The sequence below is a fragment of the Paraburkholderia sp. WC7.3g genome (assembly GCF_050436345.1).
Taxonomy (GTDB): domain Bacteria; phylum Pseudomonadota; class Gammaproteobacteria; order Burkholderiales; family Burkholderiaceae; genus Paraburkholderia; species Paraburkholderia podalyriae.
On the sequence record NZ_JBNDMA010000004.1, the window covers coordinates 678219 to 700954 of the forward strand.

The 22736-nt window shown below is 62.7% G+C and carries 17 protein-coding genes; 11 read left to right on the forward strand and 6 right to left on the reverse strand.

Features of this window, described 5'->3' with window-relative positions:
* Nucleotides 1–50: 50 nt before the first annotated feature.
* The 9 genes from OKW43_RS36445 (at nucleotide 51) to OKW43_RS36485 (ending at nucleotide 13142) form a co-directional block, all read left to right on the forward strand.
* Nucleotides 51–1154: an AI-2E family transporter gene (locus tag OKW43_RS36445; RefSeq protein ID WP_187638120.1), complete on the forward strand. Its 1104-nt coding sequence runs from the start codon at nucleotides 51–53 to the stop codon at nucleotides 1152–1154.
* A gap of 54 nt (nucleotides 1155–1208) precedes the next feature.
* The gene (locus OKW43_RS36450; RefSeq protein WP_429454735.1) at nucleotides 1209–2726 is read left to right on the forward strand and encodes a TolC family protein; all 1518 of its coding nucleotides are present in this window, start codon (nucleotides 1209–1211) and stop codon (nucleotides 2724–2726) included.
* Nucleotides 2723–3850, forward strand: a complete 1128-nt coding sequence (locus OKW43_RS36455; protein WP_429453371.1) for an HlyD family secretion protein — start codon at nucleotides 2723–2725, stop codon at nucleotides 3848–3850. The genes OKW43_RS36450 and OKW43_RS36455 overlap by 4 nt, the downstream gene beginning before the upstream one ends.
* A gap of 7 nt (nucleotides 3851–3857) precedes the next feature.
* Nucleotides 3858–4871 carry a DUF2955 domain-containing protein gene (locus OKW43_RS36460; protein WP_429453373.1) on the forward strand — a complete coding sequence of 338 codons (1014 nt, stop codon included), beginning with the start codon at nucleotides 3858–3860 and terminating at the stop codon, nucleotides 4869–4871.
* A gap of 167 nt (nucleotides 4872–5038) precedes the next feature.
* A complete protein-coding gene (locus OKW43_RS36465; protein WP_429453375.1) occupies nucleotides 5039–5419 on the forward strand; it encodes a potassium channel family protein in 381 nt (126 codons plus the stop codon).
* A gap of 402 nt (nucleotides 5420–5821) precedes the next feature.
* Entirely contained in the window at nucleotides 5822–8320 is a 2499-nt protein-coding gene (locus tag OKW43_RS36470) for a glycogen/starch/alpha-glucan phosphorylase (protein ID WP_429453377.1), read from the forward strand.
* A complete protein-coding gene (locus tag OKW43_RS36475; protein ID WP_429453379.1) occupies nucleotides 8307–10397 on the forward strand; it encodes a glycogen debranching protein in 2091 nt (696 codons plus the stop codon). The genes OKW43_RS36470 and OKW43_RS36475 overlap by 14 nt, the downstream gene beginning before the upstream one ends.
* A gap of 102 nt (nucleotides 10398–10499) precedes the next feature.
* Nucleotides 10500–12089 (forward strand): aspartate:alanine exchanger family transporter, encoded by a 1590-nt coding sequence (locus OKW43_RS36480; protein WP_187638126.1) that lies wholly within the window; start codon nucleotides 10500–10502, stop codon nucleotides 12087–12089.
* Between the two features lie 57 nt (nucleotides 12090–12146).
* Nucleotides 12147–13142, forward strand: a complete 996-nt coding sequence (locus tag OKW43_RS36485; RefSeq protein WP_429453381.1) for a 2-hydroxyacid dehydrogenase — start codon at nucleotides 12147–12149, stop codon at nucleotides 13140–13142.
* Nucleotides 13143–13286: 144 nt separating this feature from the next.
* On the opposite strand, the gene OKW43_RS36490 is transcribed toward OKW43_RS36485, so the two are convergent.
* The 6 genes from OKW43_RS36490 to OKW43_RS36515 all read right to left on the reverse strand — a co-directional run bounded on the left by OKW43_RS36490 (nucleotide 13287) and on the right by OKW43_RS36515 (nucleotide 21692).
* The gene (locus OKW43_RS36490) at nucleotides 13287–14609 is read right to left on the reverse strand and encodes an MFS transporter (RefSeq protein WP_429454736.1); all 1323 of its coding nucleotides are present in this window, start codon (nucleotides 14607–14609) and stop codon (nucleotides 13287–13289) included.
* A gap of 200 nt (nucleotides 14610–14809) precedes the next feature.
* Nucleotides 14810–18391 (reverse strand): indolepyruvate ferredoxin oxidoreductase family protein, encoded by a 3582-nt coding sequence (locus OKW43_RS36495; protein WP_429453383.1) that lies wholly within the window; start codon nucleotides 18389–18391, stop codon nucleotides 14810–14812.
* Nucleotides 18392–18457: 66 nt separating this feature from the next.
* Nucleotides 18458–19531, reverse strand: coding sequence for an Ldh family oxidoreductase (locus OKW43_RS36500; protein ID WP_187638129.1), 1074 nt, complete (start codon nucleotides 19529–19531; stop codon nucleotides 18458–18460).
* Nucleotides 19532–19539: 8 nt separating this feature from the next.
* Nucleotides 19540–20232 (reverse strand): GntR family transcriptional regulator, encoded by a 693-nt coding sequence (locus OKW43_RS36505; RefSeq protein WP_187638130.1) that lies wholly within the window; start codon nucleotides 20230–20232, stop codon nucleotides 19540–19542.
* Between the two features lie 10 nt (nucleotides 20233–20242).
* A complete protein-coding gene (locus tag OKW43_RS36510; RefSeq protein ID WP_187638131.1) occupies nucleotides 20243–21397 on the reverse strand; it encodes a UxaA family hydrolase in 1155 nt (384 codons plus the stop codon).
* A 4-nt stretch (nucleotides 21398–21401) separates the two neighbouring features.
* A complete protein-coding gene (locus OKW43_RS36515) occupies nucleotides 21402–21692 on the reverse strand; it encodes a UxaA family hydrolase (RefSeq protein WP_429453386.1) in 291 nt (96 codons plus the stop codon).
* Between the two features lie 202 nt (nucleotides 21693–21894).
* Between OKW43_RS36515 and OKW43_RS36520 the strand changes: the two genes are divergently transcribed.
* Together OKW43_RS36520 and OKW43_RS36525 are read left to right on the forward strand one after the other, a co-directional pair.
* Entirely contained in the window at nucleotides 21895–22350 is a 456-nt protein-coding gene (locus OKW43_RS36520) for a hypothetical protein (RefSeq protein ID WP_429453388.1), read from the forward strand.
* Nucleotides 22347–22715 (forward strand): hypothetical protein, encoded by a 369-nt coding sequence (locus OKW43_RS36525; protein ID WP_429453390.1) that lies wholly within the window; start codon nucleotides 22347–22349, stop codon nucleotides 22713–22715. Before OKW43_RS36520 ends, OKW43_RS36525 begins: the two co-directional genes overlap by 4 nt.
* Nucleotides 22716–22736: the final 21 nt, after the last annotated feature.

Genomic DNA, 22736 nt, shown 5'->3' on the forward strand with positions numbered 1-22736 from the left:
TGGTTTGCCGTCGGGATATACCCTCGCGGCGAACCGCCAGGAGGCACGTGATGCTGCAGACGCCGATTGTCCAACGGGCGCTGTCCAGAGAACTACTCGATGTACTGATCCGCGCCGGACTCATTGCTGTTCTCGCCATATTCTGCTTTCGGATTTTTGTACCCTTCCTCAACCTGATGGTCTGGGCGTTGATCCTGGCGATCACGCTCGATCCGCTGCAAGCGAGGCTTCGAGCGAGGTTTGCCAACAAGGATGGGCTGATCGCCACGCTGATCATCCTCGTTGCGTTTGCGGTGATTCTCGTGCCGACGTATATGTTGGGCGTCGCGGTGGCCGACTCGGTCGAGAATGTGATGGCCGTCGTCAAGAGCGGCAGCTTCCGCATTCCGCCGCCTGCCGACTCGGTGGCCAGTTGGCCGCTGGTGGGCCGTAACGTGTACGACTTCTGGCAGCAGGCATCGACGGACCTCACCGGTCTCGCGCACAAGTTCGCACCTCAGCTCAAGGACGCTGGCCTTGCATTGCTCGGCACGCTCACAGGCCTGGGCGCGGGGCTGCTCATCTTTTTCGTCGCGTTGATCGTCGCAGGCATTCTGATGGCTCATGACGAGACAGGCCATAAAAGCGCCGTGCAGATCGCTTCGCGCATCTCCGGTCCCGAGAACGGCCCGCAGATCACGGATCTTTGCACAGCCACAATCCGCGCAGTGGCGCAAGGCGTGGTCGGGATCGCGTTTATCCAGATGTTGTTGATTGGCATCGCCTTTTTGGTGATGGGCATTCCCGGTGCTGGCCTGCTGGCGCTCGCCGTGCTGCTGATCGGCATCATGCAGTTGCCCGCCACGCTGATCACGGTGCCCGTGATCATCTTCGTCTTCGTCACGGAGGGCTTCAGCACGGCGACGATCATCTTCTCGGTCTATGTCTTTGTCGCGGGACTCGCCGACAACGTACTCAAGCCATTGCTGCTGGGTCGCGGCGTCGCCGTGCCGATGCCCGTCGTGCTGATCGGCGCGCTCGGCGGCATGGTGACGGGTGGCGTCATCGGGCTGTTCATCGGTCCCGTGATGCTCGCGGTTGGTTATCAGCTGTTCTGGCGATGGGTGGAGGAACAGCCCCGCCCGGAGCGGGCGAAAGAAAAGCAGCAGGCTTGATGCCGCCGGGGCCGGTCCGTGTCCCTCGTGTCCCCGTGCGCGCGCTCTTACTGGATGCTGCTCGGCGCCGGCTGCCTCAGTGGGTGCATCCGTGTGGGACCAGACTTTCATCCACAGCATGAGAGCTGGAGCGAACACTGGAGCACCGCGTCAATAGAGAAGGTCACGCACCAGGCAACACTGCCTGACATCCGTCAATGGTGGCAGATCTTCGGGGACCAGAACCTCGAAAGTCTGATCGCGCAGGCCGATGAAAACAATGGCGACGTGAAGATTGCCGGCCTGCGTGTGATCGAGGCGCGTGCCCAATTGGGTATCGCGCTCGCGGGACGCTACCCGCAGGTGCAACAGGCCAACGCCGACGTGCTGTACTCGGCGCGCAAGCGCTCGGACGGATTCAACCCCCGCTCGGGCGGCTACTGGCAGTATGGCCTGGGCCTCAGCATCGGATGGGAACTGGATTTGTGGGGGCGTTTCAGCCGCGCGATCGAGTCGGCGGACGCCGCGTTTTTTGCCACGCAAGCCAATCGCGAAGACGTATTGGTACTGATGCACGCGCAGGTCGCCGATACGTATTTCACGCTACGCACGGCCGAGGCGCGGCTGCGCATTGCGCGCGAAAACGCCCAACTGCAGAAGCGCAGCTACGAGATTGCGCAAAAGCTTTTCAAGAGCGGCGAAAGCGATGAACTGGATCTGCAGCAGGCGAAGACCCAGTATCTGGGCACGCTCAGCAGCATTCCCGACCTGGAGAGCCAGATCGTGCTCGCACGTCATGCGCTGTCGGTGCTGCTTGGCCGGCCGCCTGGCCCGTTGCCGGAGCTGGACGTGCAGCCGGGCAAGGAGGGTGTGGTACCGCTAGTCGATCGCGCCGTGCTGCAGGACGTGCCCGCCGATCTGCTGTTACGTCGCCCCGACGTTCGCGCGGCCGAACTGCAGATGGCCGCGCAGTCCGCGCTCATCGGTGTGGCGAAAGCCGATCTGTATCCGTCCGTGTCGTTGCTAGGTTCTCTTGTCTGGAGCGCCAGTTCGCTCACGGGCTCGCCGAGCACGCTCGCCGTAGCAGCCGGTCCGAGCGTCACGTGGAACCTGTTCGATCACGGCAAGATCACGAACAACGTGCGCGTGCAGGACGCCCGCCTGCAGCAGTTGAGCGTCGCCTACCAGAACACGGTGCGCGAGGCAGCCCGCGAGGCGGACGACGCCGCCACGGCACTCATCGCCGCATTGCAGCGGGACACGATCCTGAACGACGCGCAAGGGGCCGCGGGGCGCTCGCTCAAGCTCGCCAATACGATCTACCGCGAAGGGTACTCGGACTTCCAGCGGGTCCTCGATGCGCAGCGCGCGCTGTTCGCACAGCAGGACGCGTACGTCGTCAACCGCAGCAACGCGGCGGGCAGTCTGATCGCGCTCTACAAGGCGCTCGGCGGAGGCTGGCACACGGAAGAGCCACTCATCGATTCGGCCACCCGTCAGCAGATGCAGCGACGCACCGACTGGGGTCACCTGCTGAACGACGCGAGCGCTCCGTCCGCCCCAGTCAGGCAGTCCGAAGGTCCGTCCCGATGAGCGATACGCCTGAGCCCTCCCATGCCGCGCCGGCTCCGCCGCCTGCCCCGGCCACCGATCCATCAGGCAAGGCAGTGAAGTGGATCGTCGTCGTGATCGTCGTGAGCCTGCTCTGGTATCTGCTTGCCGACCGCTTTACCCCTTATACGCAACAGGCACGTGTCCAGGCCTATGTTGTACCTGTCGCCGCCGAGGCATCGGGGCGGGTGACCCGCGTGCTTGTGCACAACAACCAGGAAGTCAATGCGGGTGACCTGCTGTTCGAGGTCGATAGCGAGCAATACCGGATCGCCGTCGATCGCGCTCGCGCCGACCTCGAGTCCACACGGCGGCAGATCGGCGCGAGCACGGCTGGGATCGATTCGGCGGTTGCATCGTTGCACGCAGCCATCGCGAACGAGGTCAAGGCGCGCCAGGACAGCGAGCGCCTCGAAAGGCTGTACCGCGAAGATGAGGGGACGGTCTCGCTGCGGCGGCTGGAAGTGGCGCGCGCCACTCACCAGCAGGCCCAGAGCCAGGTTGCCGCGGCCCGTGCCGAGGTGGAACGCGCGCGCGAACAGCAAGGCGGCAGCGACGCGGAAAATGCGCAGTTGCGCAGCGCTGCCGCTGCACTGGAAAAGGCCGAACTCGATCTTGCCAATACCCGCATACGTGCACGCTCGGCGGGCGTCATCACGGACCTGCGCACCGAAGTCGGCCAGTTCGCGGCGGCGGCCAGCCCGGTCATGACGTTGATTGCGATCCACGATGTGTGGGTCAGCGCGGATATGACCGAGAACAACCTTGGACACGTCCAGCCGGGCACGCCCGTGGCCATCGCGTTGGACGCGTTGCCGGGCGAGATATTCGAAGGGCGAATCCGCAGCATCGGCTATGGGGTCGCCGTGGGACAGAGCACGCCGCCCGGCAGTCTGCCGACCGTGCAAAACAGCCGGGACTGGCTACGCCCCGCTCAACGCTTTCCGGTGATCGTCGAATTCGCAGCAGGTGAGCGCGCGCGCCTTCGGAATGTTCGAGTCGGCGGCCAGGCTGAGACGATGGCGTTTCCAAGTCCAGGGAATCCGCTCAATCCTCTCGGCCGTTTGTTCCTTCGCGTGATGAGCTGGCTTTCATACCTCTACTGAGACACCTATGCAACCCGGTCTCCAGTGCTTAGGTTACCGTGCACTACGCGTTGCCCTCGGTACGGCGCTGTGCCTCGCAATCAGCTTTGCGTTAGACCTGTCGATTCCCGTAGTCGCACCGGTATTCGCCGTATTCCTGCTCGCAACGCAGAACCGGCCGCTGTCGTTGAAGGCGAGCCTGGTATTCGCGATCGTCGTCGCATTGACGACAGGCAGCGGCCTGCTGCTCGTCCCGGTGCTTCGCTATTACCCCATTGCTGGCGTACTGCTGATCGGGCTCACGCTGTTCTTCGCGTTTCGCTATGGCTTGCGTGGCGGGAACAACCTTGTCGCGACCTTTCTGGTGGCTGGGCTGACGATGATTTCGGCAGCCGGTACGGCTGACTTCCAGATGGCCATGACCGTCGTGGGCGCGCTGGTGAAAGGGCTGTTGCTCGCCATATTGGTGTCGGCATTCAGCCATTGTGTCTTTCCCGAGCCTGTGAGCGAAAGGCCAAAGCCTCCCCATCGCATCATGTCGGATGACCACGCTACCCTCATAGCGCTGCGTGCCGCTCTGGTGGTCATGCCTGCCTGGCTGCTTGCCATGAGTGATCCAGCCAGCTATATGCCGATCATCATGAAGTCCGTCAGCCTTGGTCGACAAAGCTGCGGCACATCGGCGCGCGGTGCGGCGCGCGAGCTGCTTGGGTCCACGTTGTTTGGCGGCCTGCTCGCGATCCTGTTCTGGTTTTCGCTCAGGCTCTTTGTCAATATCTGGATGTTTTTCCTGTGGATGCTGCTCTTCGGTTTGCTGGTGGGACGCAAGCTCTATCGCATCAGCCAGACGCGATACACGCCGGGTTTCTGGTTGAACAGCCTCGTCACCATGATTATTCTGCTTGGCCAGTCGGTGCAGGACAGCGTGGCCGGCAAGGACGTTTATAGCGCGTTCGCAGTGCGTATGGGGCTATTTCTGGCCGTCACCGTTTATGCGTGCTTGATGCTTCAGCTATTTGAGCAACGTAGTCGCACGCGGTGACGCGACGCGCGTCCGCGCCCAGCTGAATCGCGGGGCGGTGTGTTGCCGAAAATTGCCGACTGTGGGTGCGCTGCAAACAGACAGCGCATGGCTGAGGACGGCGGCGCACAACGTCCGCATCGACAACGCGCATGCAAGGGTCAAGTATATTGACGGAGGTGCTCGAGATGAAAAACGCCACAAATGATGCGCCTGTCCCCCTTCGTGCTCGTGAGATTCTGCAGGGATTCGGCAGGACTCTTTGGTACTTGCGCGGGATCCTCGCTGGCCTCCTGGTGCTCTTTGTTCTATTGACGCTCGGAATGCATTACTTCGGTGGTCCCGTCGAGACTGTGAACCGAACGCCATCGCCGATCGGACAAACCTTGTACTTCTGCGCGATCACGGCGCTGACCATCGGGTACGGCGACGTGGTGCCCACCACGACGTTCGGGCGGATCGATGCAATCTTGCTTGGTCTGATCGGGTTGCTCATAACAGGACTGATCACAGCCGCCGCGGTGCGGGGTGTCCAGGAAGCCGCGCGCCGGTCTGGTGCTGAAGGTTAGCCTCGATATTTCCAGGTGCGCCTCTGCTTGCGCTTCGGTGCCTTTCGCTTCGGGGGAACGCCGAAGAACCGGGTAGACCAGTACCAACGATACTCGCGGGCTTCGCTAAGCGTCTAAAACAAAGGTTTGAAGAGCGCGCGTCGCAGGTCAAACAGTAAAGACACGCGTGTGTGCACCGGAAAATTCGGCCGTTGCTTGCAATCTGCGTTCAGTAACATATGCTTTTCTGAAGCTTCCTTTTGGGGCTATCTTTTCCGGAACCCGGTCGCAAAGGGCCGTCGACAGGCGCGACGCGGCTGGCAAAATGACGGCGCCGCCGCAGCGCGGCCAACGCCCATCTGAATCCTCCAATGGAAACCGGCGGCCCATCCAGCTCCGGCGTGAAATGCGAGGGCAGAGACCATGAACGATGTTTCAGTAGCACAGGCGGCTTCGAACGCGAAAGCCGCGTCGCGCGACGTGAGCGGCTACGCGTTCCAGCACGACGTGGTGAGGAATCTGATTTGCCGCGAGGGGCGTTATCCGGACATTGCGGGTCCGCACGACTGGTACATGGCGCTTGCCTTCAGCGTGCGCGATCGGATGCTGGCGCGTTGGGCCGCGTCGACGAAAGTCTATGCGGCGAAGGACGTCAAGCTTGCCTGCTACCTGTCGGCGGAGTTCCTGATCGGTCCGCAGCTCGGCAACAATCTGCTCAATCTCGGCATGCAGGACGAAGCGCGCGAAGCGATGCATGCACTCGGCCAGGATCTCGACGCGCTGCTCGCGATCGAGGAAGAACCCGGCCTCGGCAATGGCGGACTTGGACGCCTTGCCGCGTGTTACATGGACTCGCTTTCGACGCTTGAAATACCGGCCATCGGATACGGCATCCACTACGAGTTCGGAATCTTCAATCAGCAGATTCGCGACGGCTGGCAGGTGGAGGTAACCGACAAGTGGCTGCAGAACGGCAACCCATGGGAAATCGTGCGGCCAGATGTGAGCCACTACGTCGGCTTTGGCGGATACACGCAACACCAGACCGACGATCAGGGCCGCCTGCGTGTGAGCTGGATACCGGCGCGGCAAGTGAAGGGCGTCGCCTGCGATTTTCCGGTGCAGGGCTATCGCGTCGATACCTGCAATGTGCTGCGTCTGTGGAAGAGCGAAGCGGTGGAGTCGTTCGACTTTCAGGACTTCAACGCCGGCCAGTACTACGACGCGGTGCAGGAAAAAGTCGTGTCGGAGACCTTATCCAAAGTTCTCTATCCGAACGACGAACCCGAGGCGGGCAAGCGTCTGCGGCTCGCGCAGCAGTATTTTTTCGTTTCGTGTTCGCTGCAGGACATGTTGCGGCTGATGGCATTAAAGGGCACGTCGATCGAGCAGTTCGCGGAGCTGTTCGCAGCGCAACTCAACGATACGCATCCGTCGATCGCGGTCGCCGAATTGATGCGTCTGCTGCTGGACGTGCACGGGCTCGCGTGGGATACCGCGTGGGACCTCACGCAGCGCACCTTCGCGTACACCAATCACACGCTATTGCCCGAGGCACTCGAGACCTGGGGCCTGCCGCTCTTTCAGAGCCTGCTGCCGCGCCCGCTCGAAATCATCCACGAAATCAATCGCCGTTTTCTCGATGACGTTCGGCGCGTTTTTCCCGACGACGACGCGCGCGTGACGCGCATGTCGCTGATCGACGAACGCGGCGACAAGAAAGTGCGCATGGCGCATCTCGCTACGGTTGGCGCTCATGCGGTCAACGGTGTGGCCGCGTTGCATTCAGATCTGCTACGCGAGACCGTACTGCACGATTTCGCCGAGATATTTCCGCAGCGCTTTCTCAACGTGACGAACGGGGTGACGCCGCGCCGCTTCCTGATGCTGAGCAACCCTGGCCTCGCGGGTCTTCTGGATCGAACGATCGGCAGCGAATGGCGCACCGATCTCACGCGCCTCGACGCACTCGCCGCACACGCCGACGATGCCGGCTTGCATGAAGCATGGCGTGCGATCGGGCGTGACAACAAGGGCGCGCTCGCGGCACGCATCGCTAGCGCAACGGGCATCGACGTCGATCCTAACGCGCTGTTCGACATTCAGGTCAAGCGCATTCACGAGTACAAACGCCAGCATCTGAACGCGCTGTACATCATCAGTCTGTATCACCAGCTATGCCGCAATCCCGCGCTCGATGTCGCGCCGCGCTGCTTTATCTTCGGCGGCAAGGCCGCGCCGGGCTACGCGATGGCCAAGCTGATGATCCGGCTGATCACCGGGATCGCCGAAGTCGTCAATCAAGACCCGGTGATCGACGGCCGGCTGAAAGTGGTCTTCTACCCGGACTTCAACGTGAAGAATGGGCACTGGGTGTATCCAGCCGCGGACCTGTCCGAGCAGATTTCGACAGCGGGCAAGGAAGCATCCGGCACCGGCAACATGAAGTTCATGATGAACGGCGCGCTGACGATCGGCACGCTCGACGGCGCGAACGTGGAAATCCGCGAAGAAGCGGGCGCCGACAACTTCTTCCTGTTCGGCTTGACCGCGCAGCAGGTGGAAGAGTTAAAGCGCAACGGCTATCGGCCGTCCGACTATGTGCAGTCCAACGACGATCTGCGCGAAGCGTTCACGCAGATCGCGCAAGGGCGTTTCTCGCGCGGCGACCCGGATGTATTCAGACCACTCGTCGACAATCTGCTGCACTCGGACCCGTTCCTCGTGCTGGCCGATTTCGCGGATTACGTCGCGTGTCAGCAACGCGTGAGCGACGCGTGGCGCGACGCTCCGCGGTGGACGCGAATGTCGATCATGAACACGGCGCGCTCGGGCAAGTTCTCGTCGGATCGCGCGATCGGCGAGTATTGCGAGCGCATCTGGAACACACGTGCGGTGAGGATCGATCTTGCTCAGCCCTAACGTCGAAAGCACGCGCAGTTATCAGGCGCGGCCTGGCTCGCGATTTCCGCTCGGTGCGTCGGTCGTGCCGGACGGTGTCAACTTCTGCATTTTTTGCCGGCACGCGACGCATCTCGAACTGCTGCTTTACGCGTCGACGGATAGCATCGAGCCGTTTCAGATCATCGGACTTGAACCCGAGAGCAACCGCACGTTCTATTTCTGGCATGTGCTGATCGAAGATCTGCCGGCGCAGTGCTGCTATACGTGGCGCGCCTACGGAAATCATCGCGTGCCGCAACTCGACGACGAAGCCGCCAGCCGTTACGAGTTGCTCGATCCCACCGCGCGCGCAATCAGCGATCGCCACTGGCACCGCCAGCCCGCCGCCGGTGTGCACGAACCCGGGCATGCGTCCTTTCGAGCCATCGTCACCGAACCGCTGGACCTCCGCGAAGACGTGGCCGTGCGCACGCTCGACGACGCGATCATCTACGAACTGCATGTGGGTGGCTTCACGCGCGATCCATCGAGCGGGGTTCGCTATCCCGGCACGTTCGCGGGGCTGATCGAGAAGATCCCGTATCTGAAGGAACTGGGCATCACGCACGTCGAGCTGCTACCGGTGATGGCCTTCGATGAGCAGGACGTGCCAGCATCGGCAGTGGCGAAAGGGCTCGTCAATTACTGGGGCTACAGCACGCATAGCTTCTACAGTCCGCATCCGCGCTATTGCGTCGACCCCGAGCGCGCGCCGCAGGAGTTCCGTGCGTTGATCGACGCGATGCACGAGGCCGGCATCACCGTGCTGCTCGATGTGGTGTTCAATCACACCGCGGAAGCGGGCCTGAGCGGTCCGGTGATCAACTTCAAGGTGCTCGCCAACGAAGTCTTCTATCACGTCGATCCGGCGGACGGCGGGCGCTATCTCGACTACACGGGCTGCGGTAATACGGTCAACTGCAATCATCCGTTGGTGTCGGCGTTCATCCTGCATTGCCTCGAGTACTGGGTGCAGGAACTCGGCGTGGACGGCTTTCGCTTCGATCTCGCGAGCGTCTTCACGCGCGGCGAGGGCGGCGCGTTGCTGGGTACGCCGCCGTTGCCGTGGGCGATGGAAGCGTCGCCGGTGCTCGCGCGCGTGCCGCTAATCGCGGAGGCGTGGGACGCGGCGGGCCTGTATCACGTCGGCGCGTTCCCGGGCATGGCGTGGGCCGAATGGAACGGCCGCTATCGCGATGTGATCCGGCGCTTCGTGCGCGGCGATCCGGGACTGATCGGCCAGATGTGCACGTGCCTCGCGGGTAGCGCGGACCTTTATGAAGCGGACGGCAGACTGCCCGTGAACAGCATCAACTTTGTGAGCTGCCACGACGGCTTTACGTTGCGCGATCTCGTCAGCTACGACGCGAAGCGCAACGAGGCGAACGGCGACGACAACCGCGACGGCAGCAACGACAACCTGTCGTGGAACTGCGGCGCCGAAGGCGTCACCGATGATCCGTCGATCGTCGGTCTGCGATTGCGGCAGGCGCGCAACTTCATCGCGATCCTGCTGCTGAGCCAGGGCGTGCCGATGCTGCTCGCCGGCGACGAAATCCTGCGAAGCCAGCGCGGCAACAACAACGCGTACTGCCAGGACAACGCGCTGTCATGGATGGACTGGCATTTCGCCGATGGCGCGCTCGACATGCTGCGTTTCGTGCGCGAGATGATTGCGCTTCGCAAGCGTCACCCGAGCCTGCGCCGTCGCCGTTTCCTCACGGGCGGTGCCGAGCACGGTCGGACGCAGCCGGATGTCGCCTGGCACGGCGAACGGCTTGGATCTCCCGCATGGGGCGACCCGGGTGCTCGCCTGGTCGCGTTCACGCTCGCGGGACATGCGCGGGGCGAGCCCATGTTGCACGTGGTCCTTAACATGAATGCGGATGCGCGCGATGCGCAGCTTCCCGCCCTCGACGACGCGAACTGGCGGCGGATTGTCGATACGGCCGCGCAACCACCGTCGGACATTGTTTCGATTGTTGAAACAGCCCGCGTCGAATGCGGTGCCTGCCGTGTGGAAGCGCGCAGTGTCGTCGTGCTTGAATCGCGATGAATGGTCGCAATGAATGGTCGCAATCGCGCTGAACGGTGCGCAGCAAAGCGACTTTAATATTTACGTACTGCTGTGTTGCTTTGTCCATCACCAGGGGGCGGCATGGATGCAGTCAGAACCTTCGTCGAAAGTCAGCCGCTGTTCGCGCTCTTTTTGACCATCGCGGTCGGCTACCTGATCGGCGAAATCAATGTGAAGGGCGTCGCTTTGGGCTCCGGGGCCGTGCTGTTCGTTGGACTGGCGCTCGGCGCGTTCGCGCCGAAAGCCACGCCGCCGGCGCTGCTGGGCACGCTCGGTCTGTTGATGTTTCTTTATGGCATCGGCATTCAGTATGGCGCGCAGTTCTTTCGCGGGCTCACGAGCCGGGATGGCATGAAGGCCAACGCAGCCGCGTGTATCGGCGTGATCGTTTCGGGTCTCGTCGCGTGCGGCTTCATCCGTTTCGGCATCACGCTCGCCGATGCCCTCGGGATGTTCGCGGGCAGCGGCACGAGCACGGCGAGCCTGCAGGTTGCCATTGCGTCGATGAAGAGCAGCGATGCCGCCGTGGCCTATAGCGTTGCCTATCCGTTCGGCGTGGCTGGGCCGATTCTATTTATCTACGCGCTGCAGTTGGCCCTCAAAGTCAAGATACACAAGCCGCCTGCCAAGCTGCTGCAGACTGCGGAAATCGCGTTGCGCAATGCCAGTTTCTTCGGGCTCAGGCTGCCTGAGCTGTTGACACGTCTGCCTGCCGGTGTGGCAATCGCGGCCGTGCGGCGCGACCATCACAACCAGCTCACCACCGACGATTTCATTCTGCGCGCTGACGACGTTCTGCTCGTCACCGCCACCGACCACCGCCTGCTCGACGAAGCAACGGCGCTGTGCGGCGAATTGCAGCCCGGGCGAATCGCGAGTCATCGGGAAGATCTGGACTATATGCGGGTGTTCGCATCGAATCCGTCGGTCGTCGGAATGTCGCTTGGCAGTCTGCGCTTCCCGGACGGCGTGAACTGCGCGGTCGCGCACGTGCGGCGGGGCGACGCCGATCTGCTGTCCAGTCCAGACCTTATTCTCGAAGCGGGCGACCGGGTCGGCCTGCTCGTCAATCGCGCGCATCAGGCGAGCGTGCGCGCGTTCTTCGGCGATTCGATCAAAAGCACGGCCGACCTCAGTTTCATCTGCCTGGGCATAGGCGCGGCGGCGGGGCTGCTGGTCGGCGCGATCCCGCTGCGCTTGCCTGGTCTCGGCGCGTTCAGCCTGGGTCTCGCGGGATTGCTGCTTGTCGCGCTGTGCCTCGGCAAGGCGCGCCGCAACGGACCGTTCGTCTGGGTGATGCCGCTTTCGGCGAATCTGGTCCTTCGCAATCTTGGACTCACGATCTTCCTCGCGCAGGTGGGCATTGCTTGCGGACCCAAGTTCGTCGCGACCGTGGGCACCGCCGGGCCGCTGCTGCTGCTTTATGGCGCGATCACGCTGCTGGTACTCGTCGGCGTGACGGCTATCTGCTGCCTGTGGATCTTCAGGCTGTCTTTCGATACGTCGGTCGGCGTGATCTGCGGCGCTACCGGCAACCCGGCGATCCTCGCCTTTGCCAACCGCATCGCGCCGACGGATCAGCCCGACATCATGTACGCGATGATTTTCCCGTCGATGACCATCGTCAAGGTGCTGTTCGTGCAGATCGCCATAGCGATCGCAGCCGGCTAGACGCAGCCGCGCCGCAGCCGAACGAAATTCGAATGACGGATACGCAAGGAGCCCATCATGGAAGTGGCGATCTTCAGCTCGACGCGCTATGAACGCCGGTATCTCGACGAGGCCAACAGGAGCGGCGAGCACAAGCTGCATTACTTCGACGTGCTGCTGGACAGAGACACCGTCGGTCTTGCCGCGGGCTACGGCGCCGTTTGCATCTTCGTCAACGACAAGGCTGACGCGCAGATACTGAGCGCGCTGCACAAGGGTGGCACGCGTCTGCTCGCGTTGCGCTGCACGGGCTTCAACAACGTCGACCTCGAAGCTGCCGAAGGGCTCGGCATGAAGGTGGTGCGCGTCGTGACGTACTCGCCAAACTCCGTGGCGGAGCACGCGGTAGCGCTACTGCTCGCGATCAACCGCAAGGTGCACCGTGCCTACAACCGCACCCGCGACTCGAACTTTTCGCTCGACGGTCTGACCGGCTTCGACCTTTGCGGCAAGACGGTTGCGGTGGTCGGAACGGGCAAGATCGGCCGCGTGTTTGCGAAGATCATGCTCGGCTTCGGCTGCAGGGTGATCGGTTTCGATCCGCAACCCTCGGCGGAATTCGAGGCGCTCGGTCTGAGCTATGCGAAGCCGGGCGAGATTGGGGAGGAAGCCGACATCATTTCGCTGCATTGTCCGCTCACACCCACGACATACCACGTCATCAATTCGCAAACGCTCAAACGCGCGAAGCCAGGCGCGATCCTTATCAACACGAGCCGCGGTGGGCTGATCGACACGGAGGCCGCCATCGACGCGTTGAAGACCGGGCAGCTTGGCGGCCTTGGTATCGACGTGTACGAACAGGAGGGGAATCTCTTCTTTCGCGATCTCTCCAGCGAGATCATCACCGATGATGTGTTTCAACGCCTCGTCTCGTTTCCCAATGTCATCGTCACTGGACATCAGGCCTACCTGACGCATGAGGCATTGACGACCATCTGCGAGACCACGCTCGAAAGCGTCTCGGCGTTTGAACAAAATCGGCCTTTGCAGAACGAGGTGAAGCTCGGGTAGAGGCAAAGCCGGGTTCTCTGGAGCGCGTCGCGAAGGTGACCGCGACGATCGTCGGCATCGATCCCGCGACGCGCACTGCCCAGATCTCAAGCGGGCGCAACTGAAAGGATCCGTGCGCCGCACGACCGATGATCTTGCTCTGGGTCACGATAGGCGTTTGCCCATCGTTTCCGGCACCATCGCCAGCCCGAGAAGTGAGACCAGGCCGCAACCGATCACGTAGAAGGCAGGTGCGTTGGCATTGGCGGTCAGATGGATAAGGATGGTCGAAAAGAACTGCGAAAAACTGCCGAAGATCACGATCGCCCCGTAGTAGCTGACAGCCACGCCTGTGGCGCGCAGCCTCTGTGGCAACACTTCGCTGACCAACACGAGCGTAGCGGCCGAAGTCATCGCCATTGGCACTGCGAGGCAGGCGGCCACGATGAGCAGACGCACGAGGGTCGGTTGCCCGTTGAGCAGCACGAATGCGGGGTAGATCATGGCCAGCAGTGCGACGCGCGACCAGAACACGACCTTGCGTCGGCCGATCCGATCGCTGAGCCAGCCGGAGAAGGGTGACAACGCGGCGAGGATCAGTGACCCGACGAAGCCGGCCCAGATCGTCTGCGAGAGGGGCATATGCAGCTGGATGACCGCGTAGTTCGGAAGGTAGAAGACCACGATGTGCACGGCCGATGCAAGACCGATCATGACCAGAACGCTGGCCACCAGTTTGGGCCAGTGCTCTTTCAGCAGCTGCCCGGCTCCGCCCGCCGTCGCCGCTTTCGCATGCGCAGGCGTCAAGGTCTCTTCCAGACGCCGCCGGACCACCATGCTGACCGGAATCACCATGATGCCGATGACGAAGGCGACGCGCCAGCCCCAGCCGCTTAGGGCGCTCGGGTCCAGCAGATTGCTCAGCGTCAGCGCGACCAGCGCAGCGAGCACCGCGGCGAGGCCCTGACTGAACGGTTGCCAACTGGTGTAGAAGCCGCGCGAGTGCTCGTCGGCATACTCCAGCAGCATGGCGCTGGCAGGTCCCATTTCGCCGCCGATCGCGAAGCCCTGAAGCAGCCTGGCGAGCACGACCAACACCGGTGCCATCAGGCCGATCTGCGCATACGTAGGCGCCAGCACGAGGATCAACGCGCTCAACCCCATCAGCCACAGCGTGAGTATCACCGCTGGCTTGCGGCCGACTCGGTCGGCATAGCGGCCAAATACCAGGCCGCCGAGGGGCCGCATCACATAGCCGATGCCGAAGGTGGCGAACGATAGAAGCGTCTGTCCGAATGCATTGCCGATCGGGAAAAAGAGTGGGCCAATCAGGGTCGCGAAGAAGTTGTAGACCACAGAGTCGTACAACTCCAGGCCGCTGCCGATGGTGATCGCCGTAATGGCCCATGAGTTGGACAATGCCTTGCGTGGTCTCGCGTCGCTGGCGACGGTGTGAAGCGGTGCGCTTTTGGCTGAATCGTTGTACATGATGTCTCCATTGTGACGAGCTCGATACTCGTTCTGACTGTTGAAGCATGATTCGCACGGTAGTGTGCGGTGCAAAGCTCGGACTCGGTAACGGCGGCCATCAAATTCATGATCGGAAGTTTGATCGCCTGGCGGCTGCCTCCGCGATCTCACGCGATGCCCCTCCAGCCGATTGGAGGGGCACGTCACATCTTGCCCGCCTACGTCGCGCTCAGATTGAGCGTTCGCTCAAGCTCAGCGCCGGCGGTTTCGCCAACATGCCAGCGCGCCATCAAGCGATCCCACTTTGTCCGCACCGCGGCCAGGTTACGTGCCTTGACATGGCCGTAGCCGCGAATCTCTTCAGGCAGGCGCGCGATCTCAAGCGCCAACGTGAGGTTGTGGGTCGAGAGCGTCATGAGAAGTTCTTCGATACAGGCGCGGTATTCGCCAATCAATGCACGCTCCGTCCTGCGTTCGTCGGTGTAGCCGAACGGATCCAGCCCCGTACCGCGCAGGCCCTTGAGCTTGGCGAGTCCGCGAAAAGCGCGGCGCATCCACGGGCCAAAGGCCTGCTTGACGAGTTCGCCCTTCTCGTTGTGTTTGGCCAGCAAAGGCGGCGCCAGATGATGAACAAGTTTGTAATCCCCTTCAAACATCGCCGCAATTTTGGCGGTAAATTCTGGCGCGGTTTGCAGCCGCGCGACTTCGTATTCGTCCTTGTAAGCCATCAGTTTGAACAGATAACGCGCGACCGCCTCGGTGAGTTGGGTGCTGGCAAGCGGAGCTTCGGCAGCGCGCACCTTCTCGACGAACGAACTATACCGACTGGCGTAGGCACGATTCTGGTAAGCAGTGAGGAACTCAACGCGCTTGGCAAACATATCGGCGATCGATGGCTTTCTGACGAACTCGATCACCTTCGGGACCGCAAAGCTCGCTTGCACAGCCTGCAGATCGTGGGCGCAACGACGGCCCCACTCGAATGCCGCCTTGTTGTTTTCGACTTGCACCGCGTTCAATTCGATGGCTCGCATCAGCGCGTCACGCGACAGCGGCACGCGGCCTTTCTGCCATGCGTAGCCGAGCATCAGCAGGTTGGTGTAGATCGACTGCCCGAGTAGCGCGGTCGCGACCTGCTCGGCATCGAACATGCCAACGTGGTCAGCGCCGACCGCCGCGGAGATGGAGGTCATGCAACGGTCGACCGGAGACTGCCAGTCTGGATTGCGGATCGCTTCCGCCGTCGGCACGCCGTGGGTGTTCAAGGCGACGAAAGTGTGACCTTGACGCATCGTCGCAAGCGTCGTCTTGTTGGCGCCCACGATCGCATCGCATGCGATCACCAGATCGGCCATGGCGACGGCGACCTTGGTTGCGTGAAGCGCCTCCGGGTCGCGGGCGATCTGGATATGGCTCCAGGTGGCGCCGCCCATTTGCGCCATGCCAGTGGCATCCTGCGTGATTACGCCCTTGCCTTCCAGGTGGGCAGCCATGCCGAGCACCTGGCCGATGGTGACGACGCCGGTACCGCCCACGCCCGCCACGACGATGCCCCATGCCAGATCCGCCGCCGGCAACACCGGCTCCGGAATCGACGGGAAGTCGGTGTGCTTCGCCTTGCCTGCCGCCGCAGGCTTTCTGAGCTGCCCGCCCTCGACCGTGACGAAGCTCGGACAGAAACCTTTGACGCAGGAAAAGTCCTTGTTGCAGGTGTCCTGATTGATGCGCCGTTTGCGGCCGAACTCGGTTTCCACGGGTTGAACCGCGAGACAGTTGCTTTGCACGGAACAGTCCCCGCAGCCCTCGCACACGAGTTCGTTGATGATCACACGCTTCGCCGGATCCGCCATGGTGCCGCGCTTGCGCTCGCGTCGCTTCTTGGTCGCACAGGCCTGGTCGTAGACGATGACGGTGACGCCCGATACGTCGCGAAGCTCACGTTGCACGGCATCGAGATCGTCGCGGTGACGGACGGTGACGCCGGGCGCGAGGTTGGCCGTCCCGTCGTACCTGTCCGGCTCATCGGTGACAACGACGATCCGCTTCGTGCCTTCTGCCGCGAGCTCGCGCGTCATGGCCGGCACGTCGAGTTGCCCACCGACCGGCTGCCCGCCGGTCATGGCCACTGCGCTGTTAAACAGGATCTTATAGGTGACGTTGATGTCCGCAGCGATCGCTTGCCGGACAGCGAGCGACCCGGAATGGTTGTACGTGCCGTCGCCGAGATTGGCGAACATGTGCGAGCGCGTGCTGAACGGCGCCTGACCGACCCATGGCACGCCTTCGCCGCCCATCTGGCTCCAGGAGGTCGTCGAACGGTCCATCCAGACCGCCATTCCATGACAGCCGATGCCGGCCATCGCGATCGAGCCGTCAGGCACCTGGGTGCTCGTGTTGTGCGGGCAACCGGGGCAGAACCACGGCAGGCGATTGCCATCACTGCCGTCGTTGGCGACGAGTTCGCGTTCCTTGGCCTCGATGATTGCGATGCGCGCATCCATCCGCGCGGCGACGTCTTCAGGCACACCCAGCATCTTCAGGCGACGGGCAATAGCCTTGGCGATGAGCGCAGGCGTGAGGTCTGCGTTGGCGCGCAGCAGCCAATTCGCGCCAGGGTTGCTGTGACTCCACTCTCCGCCAAAGTGTTCGCCATCGCGTTCGTTGTACTTGCCAATTACATGAGGCCGAGCGTTGGGCGCACAGTGATAGAGCTCGTCCTTGAGTTGCTGCTCGATCAGCGGGCGCTTTTCCTCGACAACAAGTATTTCTCGCAGACCGTGTGCGAATTCGCGCACGCCGGTTGGCTCCAGCGGCCAGATCACGCTGACTTTGTGCAAACGGATGCCGAGGGTGCGGCACAGAGCGTCATCCAGGCCGAGGTCGGCCAGCGCTTGCCTCGTATCACTGAAGGCCTTGCCGCTCGCGATGATGCCGAAGCGATCCCGCGGCCCCTCGATCACGTTGCGATTGAGGCGGTTGGCGCGGATGTAGGCCAGCGCGGCCGGCCACTTGACCTCCATCAGCCGCGCTTCCTGAACCAGCGGTTCGTCCGGCCAACGGGCATGAACGCCGCCTGGCGGCATCTGGAAGTCTTCGGGCAGCAGAATCGGAACGCGGCCAGCATCGACGACAACTGACGACGCCGCCTCGATCACCTCCTGAACCGTTTTCATGCCAGCCCATAGACCGGAATAACGGCTCATCGCCAACGCATGAAGTCCGAGATCGAGAATCTCCTGAACACTCGCCGGAAAGAAGACCGGCATCCCGCAAGCGATCAGGGTCGGGTCGCTTTGATGCGCAAGGGTGCTGCTCTTGGACAGATGATCGTCACCGGCCACCGCGAGCACGCCGCCCAGCGGCGCGGTGCCAGCCAGGTTGGCATGCTTCAGTGCGTCTGCGCTGCGGTCCACGCCCGGTCCCTTCGCGTACCAGATCCCGAACACGCCATCGTACTTCCTGGTGGCGGGATCGAAATCAAGCTGCTGCGATCCCCAGACGGCCGTAGCGGCCAGTTCCTCGTTGAGGCCGGGCTGGAACACGACGTGGTGAGCAGCGAGATGTTTTTTCGCTTGCCACAGTGCCTGGTCATAAGTGCCGAGCGGCGAGCCCCGGTAGCCAGAAATGAAGGCCGCGGTATTGTGTCCCGCGCGTGCATCGCGTTCGCGCTGCAGCATCGGCAGGCGCACGAGCGCCTGGACGCCGTTCATGAACGCGTGGCCCGTCTCCAGCGTGTATTTGTCGTCGAGTGTGACGACTTCGAGAGCCTTGCGGGTGGCATCGGAAAGCGGGGCATTCATGTAGCGGTTACTCCGAAGTGGTGAGCGGGCGGCAGGCGAGAGTGCCCGGGCCGCTTACGTCGCGATTCATTGATCCCGACGGGTGTCAGTAGGTTGTGTCGTTGATGCCGGGAAGCTGATGCCGAACTGCTCACCCAGCGCGCGAAGCTCCTGCGCGATCTCGGGGGGCAGCATGATGCCGCGCTGCCGGCGCTCGCGTTCCATTGCGTCGCCACGGTGGCCAGGCAGCCTCGCGTCGTCGCCGCCCGAGTTCAGGTAGGTCCCGGTCCATTGCGACATGTATTCGTCAAAGACTCCCTGCGTGGCAAATGCGCCGGGTTTCACCATCCAGAGGAAGCCACCCTGTCGTCCTGCGGCGCCCGCCTTCTGAACATCGTCTCTTGCGGTGCCGAGCGAATCTGCGGTGGCGGTCAGTGCACCAGCGAGGCATTCCACCATCATCGCAATGCCGATTCCCTTGTGTCCGCCCATAGGCAGCAGCGAGCCACCTAGCGCGCGATCCGCGTCGGTGGTCGGCGTACCCGACGCGTCCAGCGCCCAGCCAGCGGGGATCGGCTTACCTTCGCGTGCGGCGAGCAGAATATGTCCGCGCGCGGCGACGCTGCACGCGATGTCGAAAACGAGCGGAGCCTGGCCAGGCACAGGACAACCGAAGGCAATCGGGTTGTGGCCGATGGCTGCGTGCTGGAAGCCTTCCATCGCGAGGATCGGCGGCGTACGTTGGCCGATCATGCTGAATGCACCCGCCTCGGCGCCGAGCAAGGCGTGGATGCCGAGCGCGCCGAGGTGGCCGCTCGATTGCACCGCAATCAGCACCGATGCGCTGGTTGCGAGGGCCTCGATCCCGAGTCGTACCGCGTAGGGGCCGGCGAGTTGTCCCATCGCGCCGTCTGCATCGAGCACGATCCCGCCTGGGAACGTGCGGTGGCGCATGGTTGGGCGCGGGTTGAAGTCGCCTGCTCGCAGACGCTCGGTATAAGAGGCCATGCGCGTCATGCCGTGTGTCTTATAGCCTCGCAGTTCGCTGCGCACCAGCACGGCGGCGGCTTCGACCGCCTGGTCAGCTGGCATGCTGCAGGCTTCGAAGATCCGCGCTGTCCAGTCCTCGAGTGCCTGACAATTCCATTGGTTATTCGCCATCGCTGTTCCTAACTCATGACCACGAGACGTTCTGAAAACGGCCCGGAATACACGCATTGGTAATATAGGGGCTGGTCGCGCAACGTGTAACCACGCAATTCCATGATGAAGCCGGGCGCGTCCGTCCTCGACTCGAGCTCGCGAGCGGCCGTGGCGGGAAGCGCCGCGAAGCGGATCCACTGGTCGACTCGCAGCGTGGGCAGCGAGAGCCGCTGGCCGAGCAGTTCACGCAGGTTCTTCTCGAGCGAAACGCGGTCGAGATCGCCCAGTTGCGCGAAGTGGTCCTCCCGCAACCAGAACTCGCTGTAGAGATCAACGCGTCCGCCGATGCTGATGGACCGCTCGATGCGGACGAACTCCTCGCCACCGAGGAACGTTGACCACGGTCCGTTGCGCTTCAGCCGCTTGACGGAGCGTGCATGCACGTAGGACGCCAGCTCTTTGTTCTCCGCGTCGCGAAAGCGCAGGTAGCGCACGTCAGCGGGCGCCACCTGGGTGCCCGAGACAAACGTTCCCCGGCCTTGCTCGCGGGTGATCAGTCCAGAGTGCACCAGCCGGGCGAGAGCCTTCTGAATGGTGCCTACGCTCACGCCGTGACTCGCCGCGAGTTCTCCCTCGGAGGGCAACTTGTCCCCCTCGCGGAGCGACCCGGATTCGATGTGACGGATGATGGCGTCGGCCACGCTGGCAAGCTTGGTCACTTCGGTATCCTCAAAGGCTGCGTTCGAACCGGCTGATCGCAATCTCCCGGACGTTCAGCACTTCGCTCGTGAGTTGCGTACCGGAGGCGACGTCCACTGCGTACTCGAAGAGCTGATCACCGAGCGCGGAAATTTTCATTCCGGCTTCGAGAATCCCGCTGACATCGAAATCGATATTGTCCGCCATCGTGCGAACCGTATTCAGGTTGCCGCAGACCTTGACTGTCGGCGCGATGGTATTGCCGATGGGATTGCCGACGCCGGTGCCAAAGAAGATCAGCTGGCAACCGCTTGCGGCCATCGCGGTCAGGTTTTCGACGGCAGCTGCCGGCGCGTCCATAAAGTGCAGGCCCTTGCGCTTCGGCGCTTCGCCATAGCCAAGAACGCCGACCAGCGGGCTCGAACCGGCCTTCGCCATCGCGCCAAGCGCCTTTTCTTCGACGGTCGTCAGGCCGCCGCGCTTGTTGTCAGGCGACGGTTGTGCGTCGCGCATGTCGACGCCGCGGCTGATCGCGACGTTCTCCATGTTGCGCACGGCGTCCACGAAGGCCTTTCTGACCGAATCGTCGGCGGCGCGTGCGGCAAACAGGTGGTCCGCGCCAATGAACTCCGACGTTTCCGAAATGATGACCGTGGCGCCCGCTTCGATCAGATGATCGGCCATGCGACCGATAGTCGGATTGCAGCTGAGCCCCGAGGTTGTGTCCGATCCGCCGCATTCCACGCCGATGATCAGTTCGGAAACGGGGCACGGCTCCCGTCTGGCCCTGGATGCGCCCAGCGCGAGCCGCGCGGCCCGCCGGGTGCCGTCGGCGATGCAGTTGATGGTGCCATCGGGCTGCAGGTGCACCGCTTCGACCGGCTTGCCGGTGGACCGGATGCGGCGCGCCACTTCCTCGGTCGACGACGGTTCCAGTCCAACCAGCAGCACGGCTGCGATATTGGGATTGCGCCCGAGCCCGGCCAGTGAATCGAAGGTGAAATCCAGGTCGGCGCCGAACTGTCCGCGCACGAAAAGCGTGGTGATAGGAACGCAACCGTTCACTGCCTGGGCAATTGCCCGCGTGGCCGGGTTGCAGTTGTCCATGACGGAAATCACCGCCACCCAGTTGCGTACGCCGACGGCGCCATTTTCACGCCGGTAGCCAAGAAATGTTTGCATCATCTGCTTACCCCTTATTCAGGTCGCCGCGCCCGCGGGCGGACTCAATGTTATGAACGTGGGTGTGCTCACCCACCTCGAGCGCACAGCTGGCCTTGCCGATGATTTGGCCGTACTTGAGCACATTTGCGCCTTGCGGGGTGTCGGCGACACAGACCTTGTGACCGAATGGCACATCCTGGAGCAGCGTGACATGGCCAGACGCCTCTCCCTGCAGGGTGCAGGCTTCTCCGGCGCGTCCGGAGTCGATCAGCGTAGCCACATTGTCGGACCGGTTAAGTACGATGGCGCGAGACATGATCAAAGTCCTATATAGAAGTGTGATTGAAATGTAGCGAGCGTGCGGCGCACAGTCAAGGACAATTCGCCTAGGTACTTGCACTAGCCGGCCGCATCGGAAATAACACCTATATAGAAGTTCTTGACGATGACGCACAGGGACGCCTATATTCGATACCAATGACGGTGCAGTTCTGCCGGGATCAACAGGAGACGCAGACATGAAGGTGGCTTCACACCTCGAGAAGATTCGGAGTCTGGAGGGGCTGCGCGCCCGGCTCGAACCGTTGGATGACTTCGAGCTGTGGTTCTGGGCAGGCATGACAGCCGGGACGCACGCCGTGAATGCCGCACTCCACCATGCAGCGGTGACGCGTGACGACGATGTGTTTCCGACTCAGCCTGGCGTCTATCTGGTTGCGCAGCCAGACGGATCGCTCAAGCCAGCTTTTCATCCGCTGGCAGATGTGCTGCACGTTGGCCGCCCGAAGGTGGAGGCGGCGGTGCCCGAAGACGTCGCGGCGATGATGCGCCAGATGGAGATCATCGAACGGCATCGCGACCCGTGCGTGCGGGATGGCGTCGCGCCCAGTGTGGCGATCGTGGATGAATGCGCTGCTGCGCTGGGCGAGTGTCTTCGGTTGTTGAACAAGCGAATGGAGGAAGGCGCCTCATGAATGCCGAGCACCACATGGAAGCGGCAGCGCGCATCGAGCACTCGCTCGAAAAGTGCCTTCCGCAAGACTGCGAGATGAAGATTGAAGGGGCGATGCTGGCCGGCACGCATTGGCTCAACGCCGAGCTGCATCGTTCGGGCGTGACGCTGCCAGTGAGTGACGTTATGCATACCTACCTTCTGACGGTCAACGAATATCGACGGCTGTGCGTCGCGGACGGCGAGATGGTTCGCGCACTGTCGGAGATCGAAGATTTGCGTGCGCCATTCGTGCGCGGCAACTGGCCGGGCGCGCAGGCGGCAGCGGACCGTGCGCTCGCGCTGCTAGCGGTGATTCGCACAAGGGTGATGGCGGGCGCCGGCTGATCGGGATCAGAAGCGCCCCAT

What these genes read in the sequence shown, in the direction of transcription:
- OKW43_RS36490 (WP_429454736.1), bottom strand. Translation starts at nt 14,609, where the DNA reads ATGTACAACGATTCAGCCAAAAGCGCACCGCTTCACACCGTCGCCAGC.
- OKW43_RS36520 (WP_429453388.1), top strand. Translation starts at nt 21,895, where the DNA reads ATGAAGGTGGCTTCACACCTCGAGAAGATTCGGAGTCTGGAGGGGCTG.
- OKW43_RS36510 (WP_187638131.1), bottom strand. Translation starts at nt 21,397, where the DNA reads ATGATGCAAACATTTCTTGGCTACCGGCGTGAAAATGGCGCCGTCGGC.
- OKW43_RS36470 (WP_429453377.1), top strand. Translation starts at nt 5,822, where the DNA reads ATGAACGATGTTTCAGTAGCACAGGCGGCTTCGAACGCGAAAGCCGCG.
- OKW43_RS36500 (WP_187638129.1), bottom strand. Translation starts at nt 19,531, where the DNA reads ATGGCGAATAACCAATGGAATTGTCAGGCACTCGAGGACTGGACAGCG.
- OKW43_RS36465 (WP_429453375.1), top strand. Translation starts at nt 5,039, where the DNA reads ATGAAAAACGCCACAAATGATGCGCCTGTCCCCCTTCGTGCTCGTGAG.
- OKW43_RS36480 (WP_187638126.1), top strand. Translation starts at nt 10,500, where the DNA reads ATGGATGCAGTCAGAACCTTCGTCGAAAGTCAGCCGCTGTTCGCGCTC.
- OKW43_RS36455 (WP_429453371.1), top strand. Translation starts at nt 2,723, where the DNA reads ATGAGCGATACGCCTGAGCCCTCCCATGCCGCGCCGGCTCCGCCGCCT.
- OKW43_RS36525 (WP_429453390.1), top strand. Translation starts at nt 22,347, where the DNA reads ATGAATGCCGAGCACCACATGGAAGCGGCAGCGCGCATCGAGCACTCG.
- OKW43_RS36450 (WP_429454735.1), top strand. Translation starts at nt 1,209, where the DNA reads ATGCTGCTCGGCGCCGGCTGCCTCAGTGGGTGCATCCGTGTGGGACCA.
- OKW43_RS36460 (WP_429453373.1), top strand. Translation starts at nt 3,858, where the DNA reads ATGCAACCCGGTCTCCAGTGCTTAGGTTACCGTGCACTACGCGTTGCC.
- OKW43_RS36515 (WP_429453386.1), bottom strand. Translation starts at nt 21,692, where the DNA reads ATGTCTCGCGCCATCGTACTTAACCGGTCCGACAATGTGGCTACGCTG.
- OKW43_RS36485 (WP_429453381.1), top strand. Translation starts at nt 12,147, where the DNA reads ATGGAAGTGGCGATCTTCAGCTCGACGCGCTATGAACGCCGGTATCTC.
- OKW43_RS36495 (WP_429453383.1), bottom strand. Translation starts at nt 18,391, where the DNA reads ATGAATGCCCCGCTTTCCGATGCCACCCGCAAGGCTCTCGAAGTCGTC.
- OKW43_RS36445 (WP_187638120.1), top strand. Translation starts at nt 51, where the DNA reads ATGCTGCAGACGCCGATTGTCCAACGGGCGCTGTCCAGAGAACTACTC.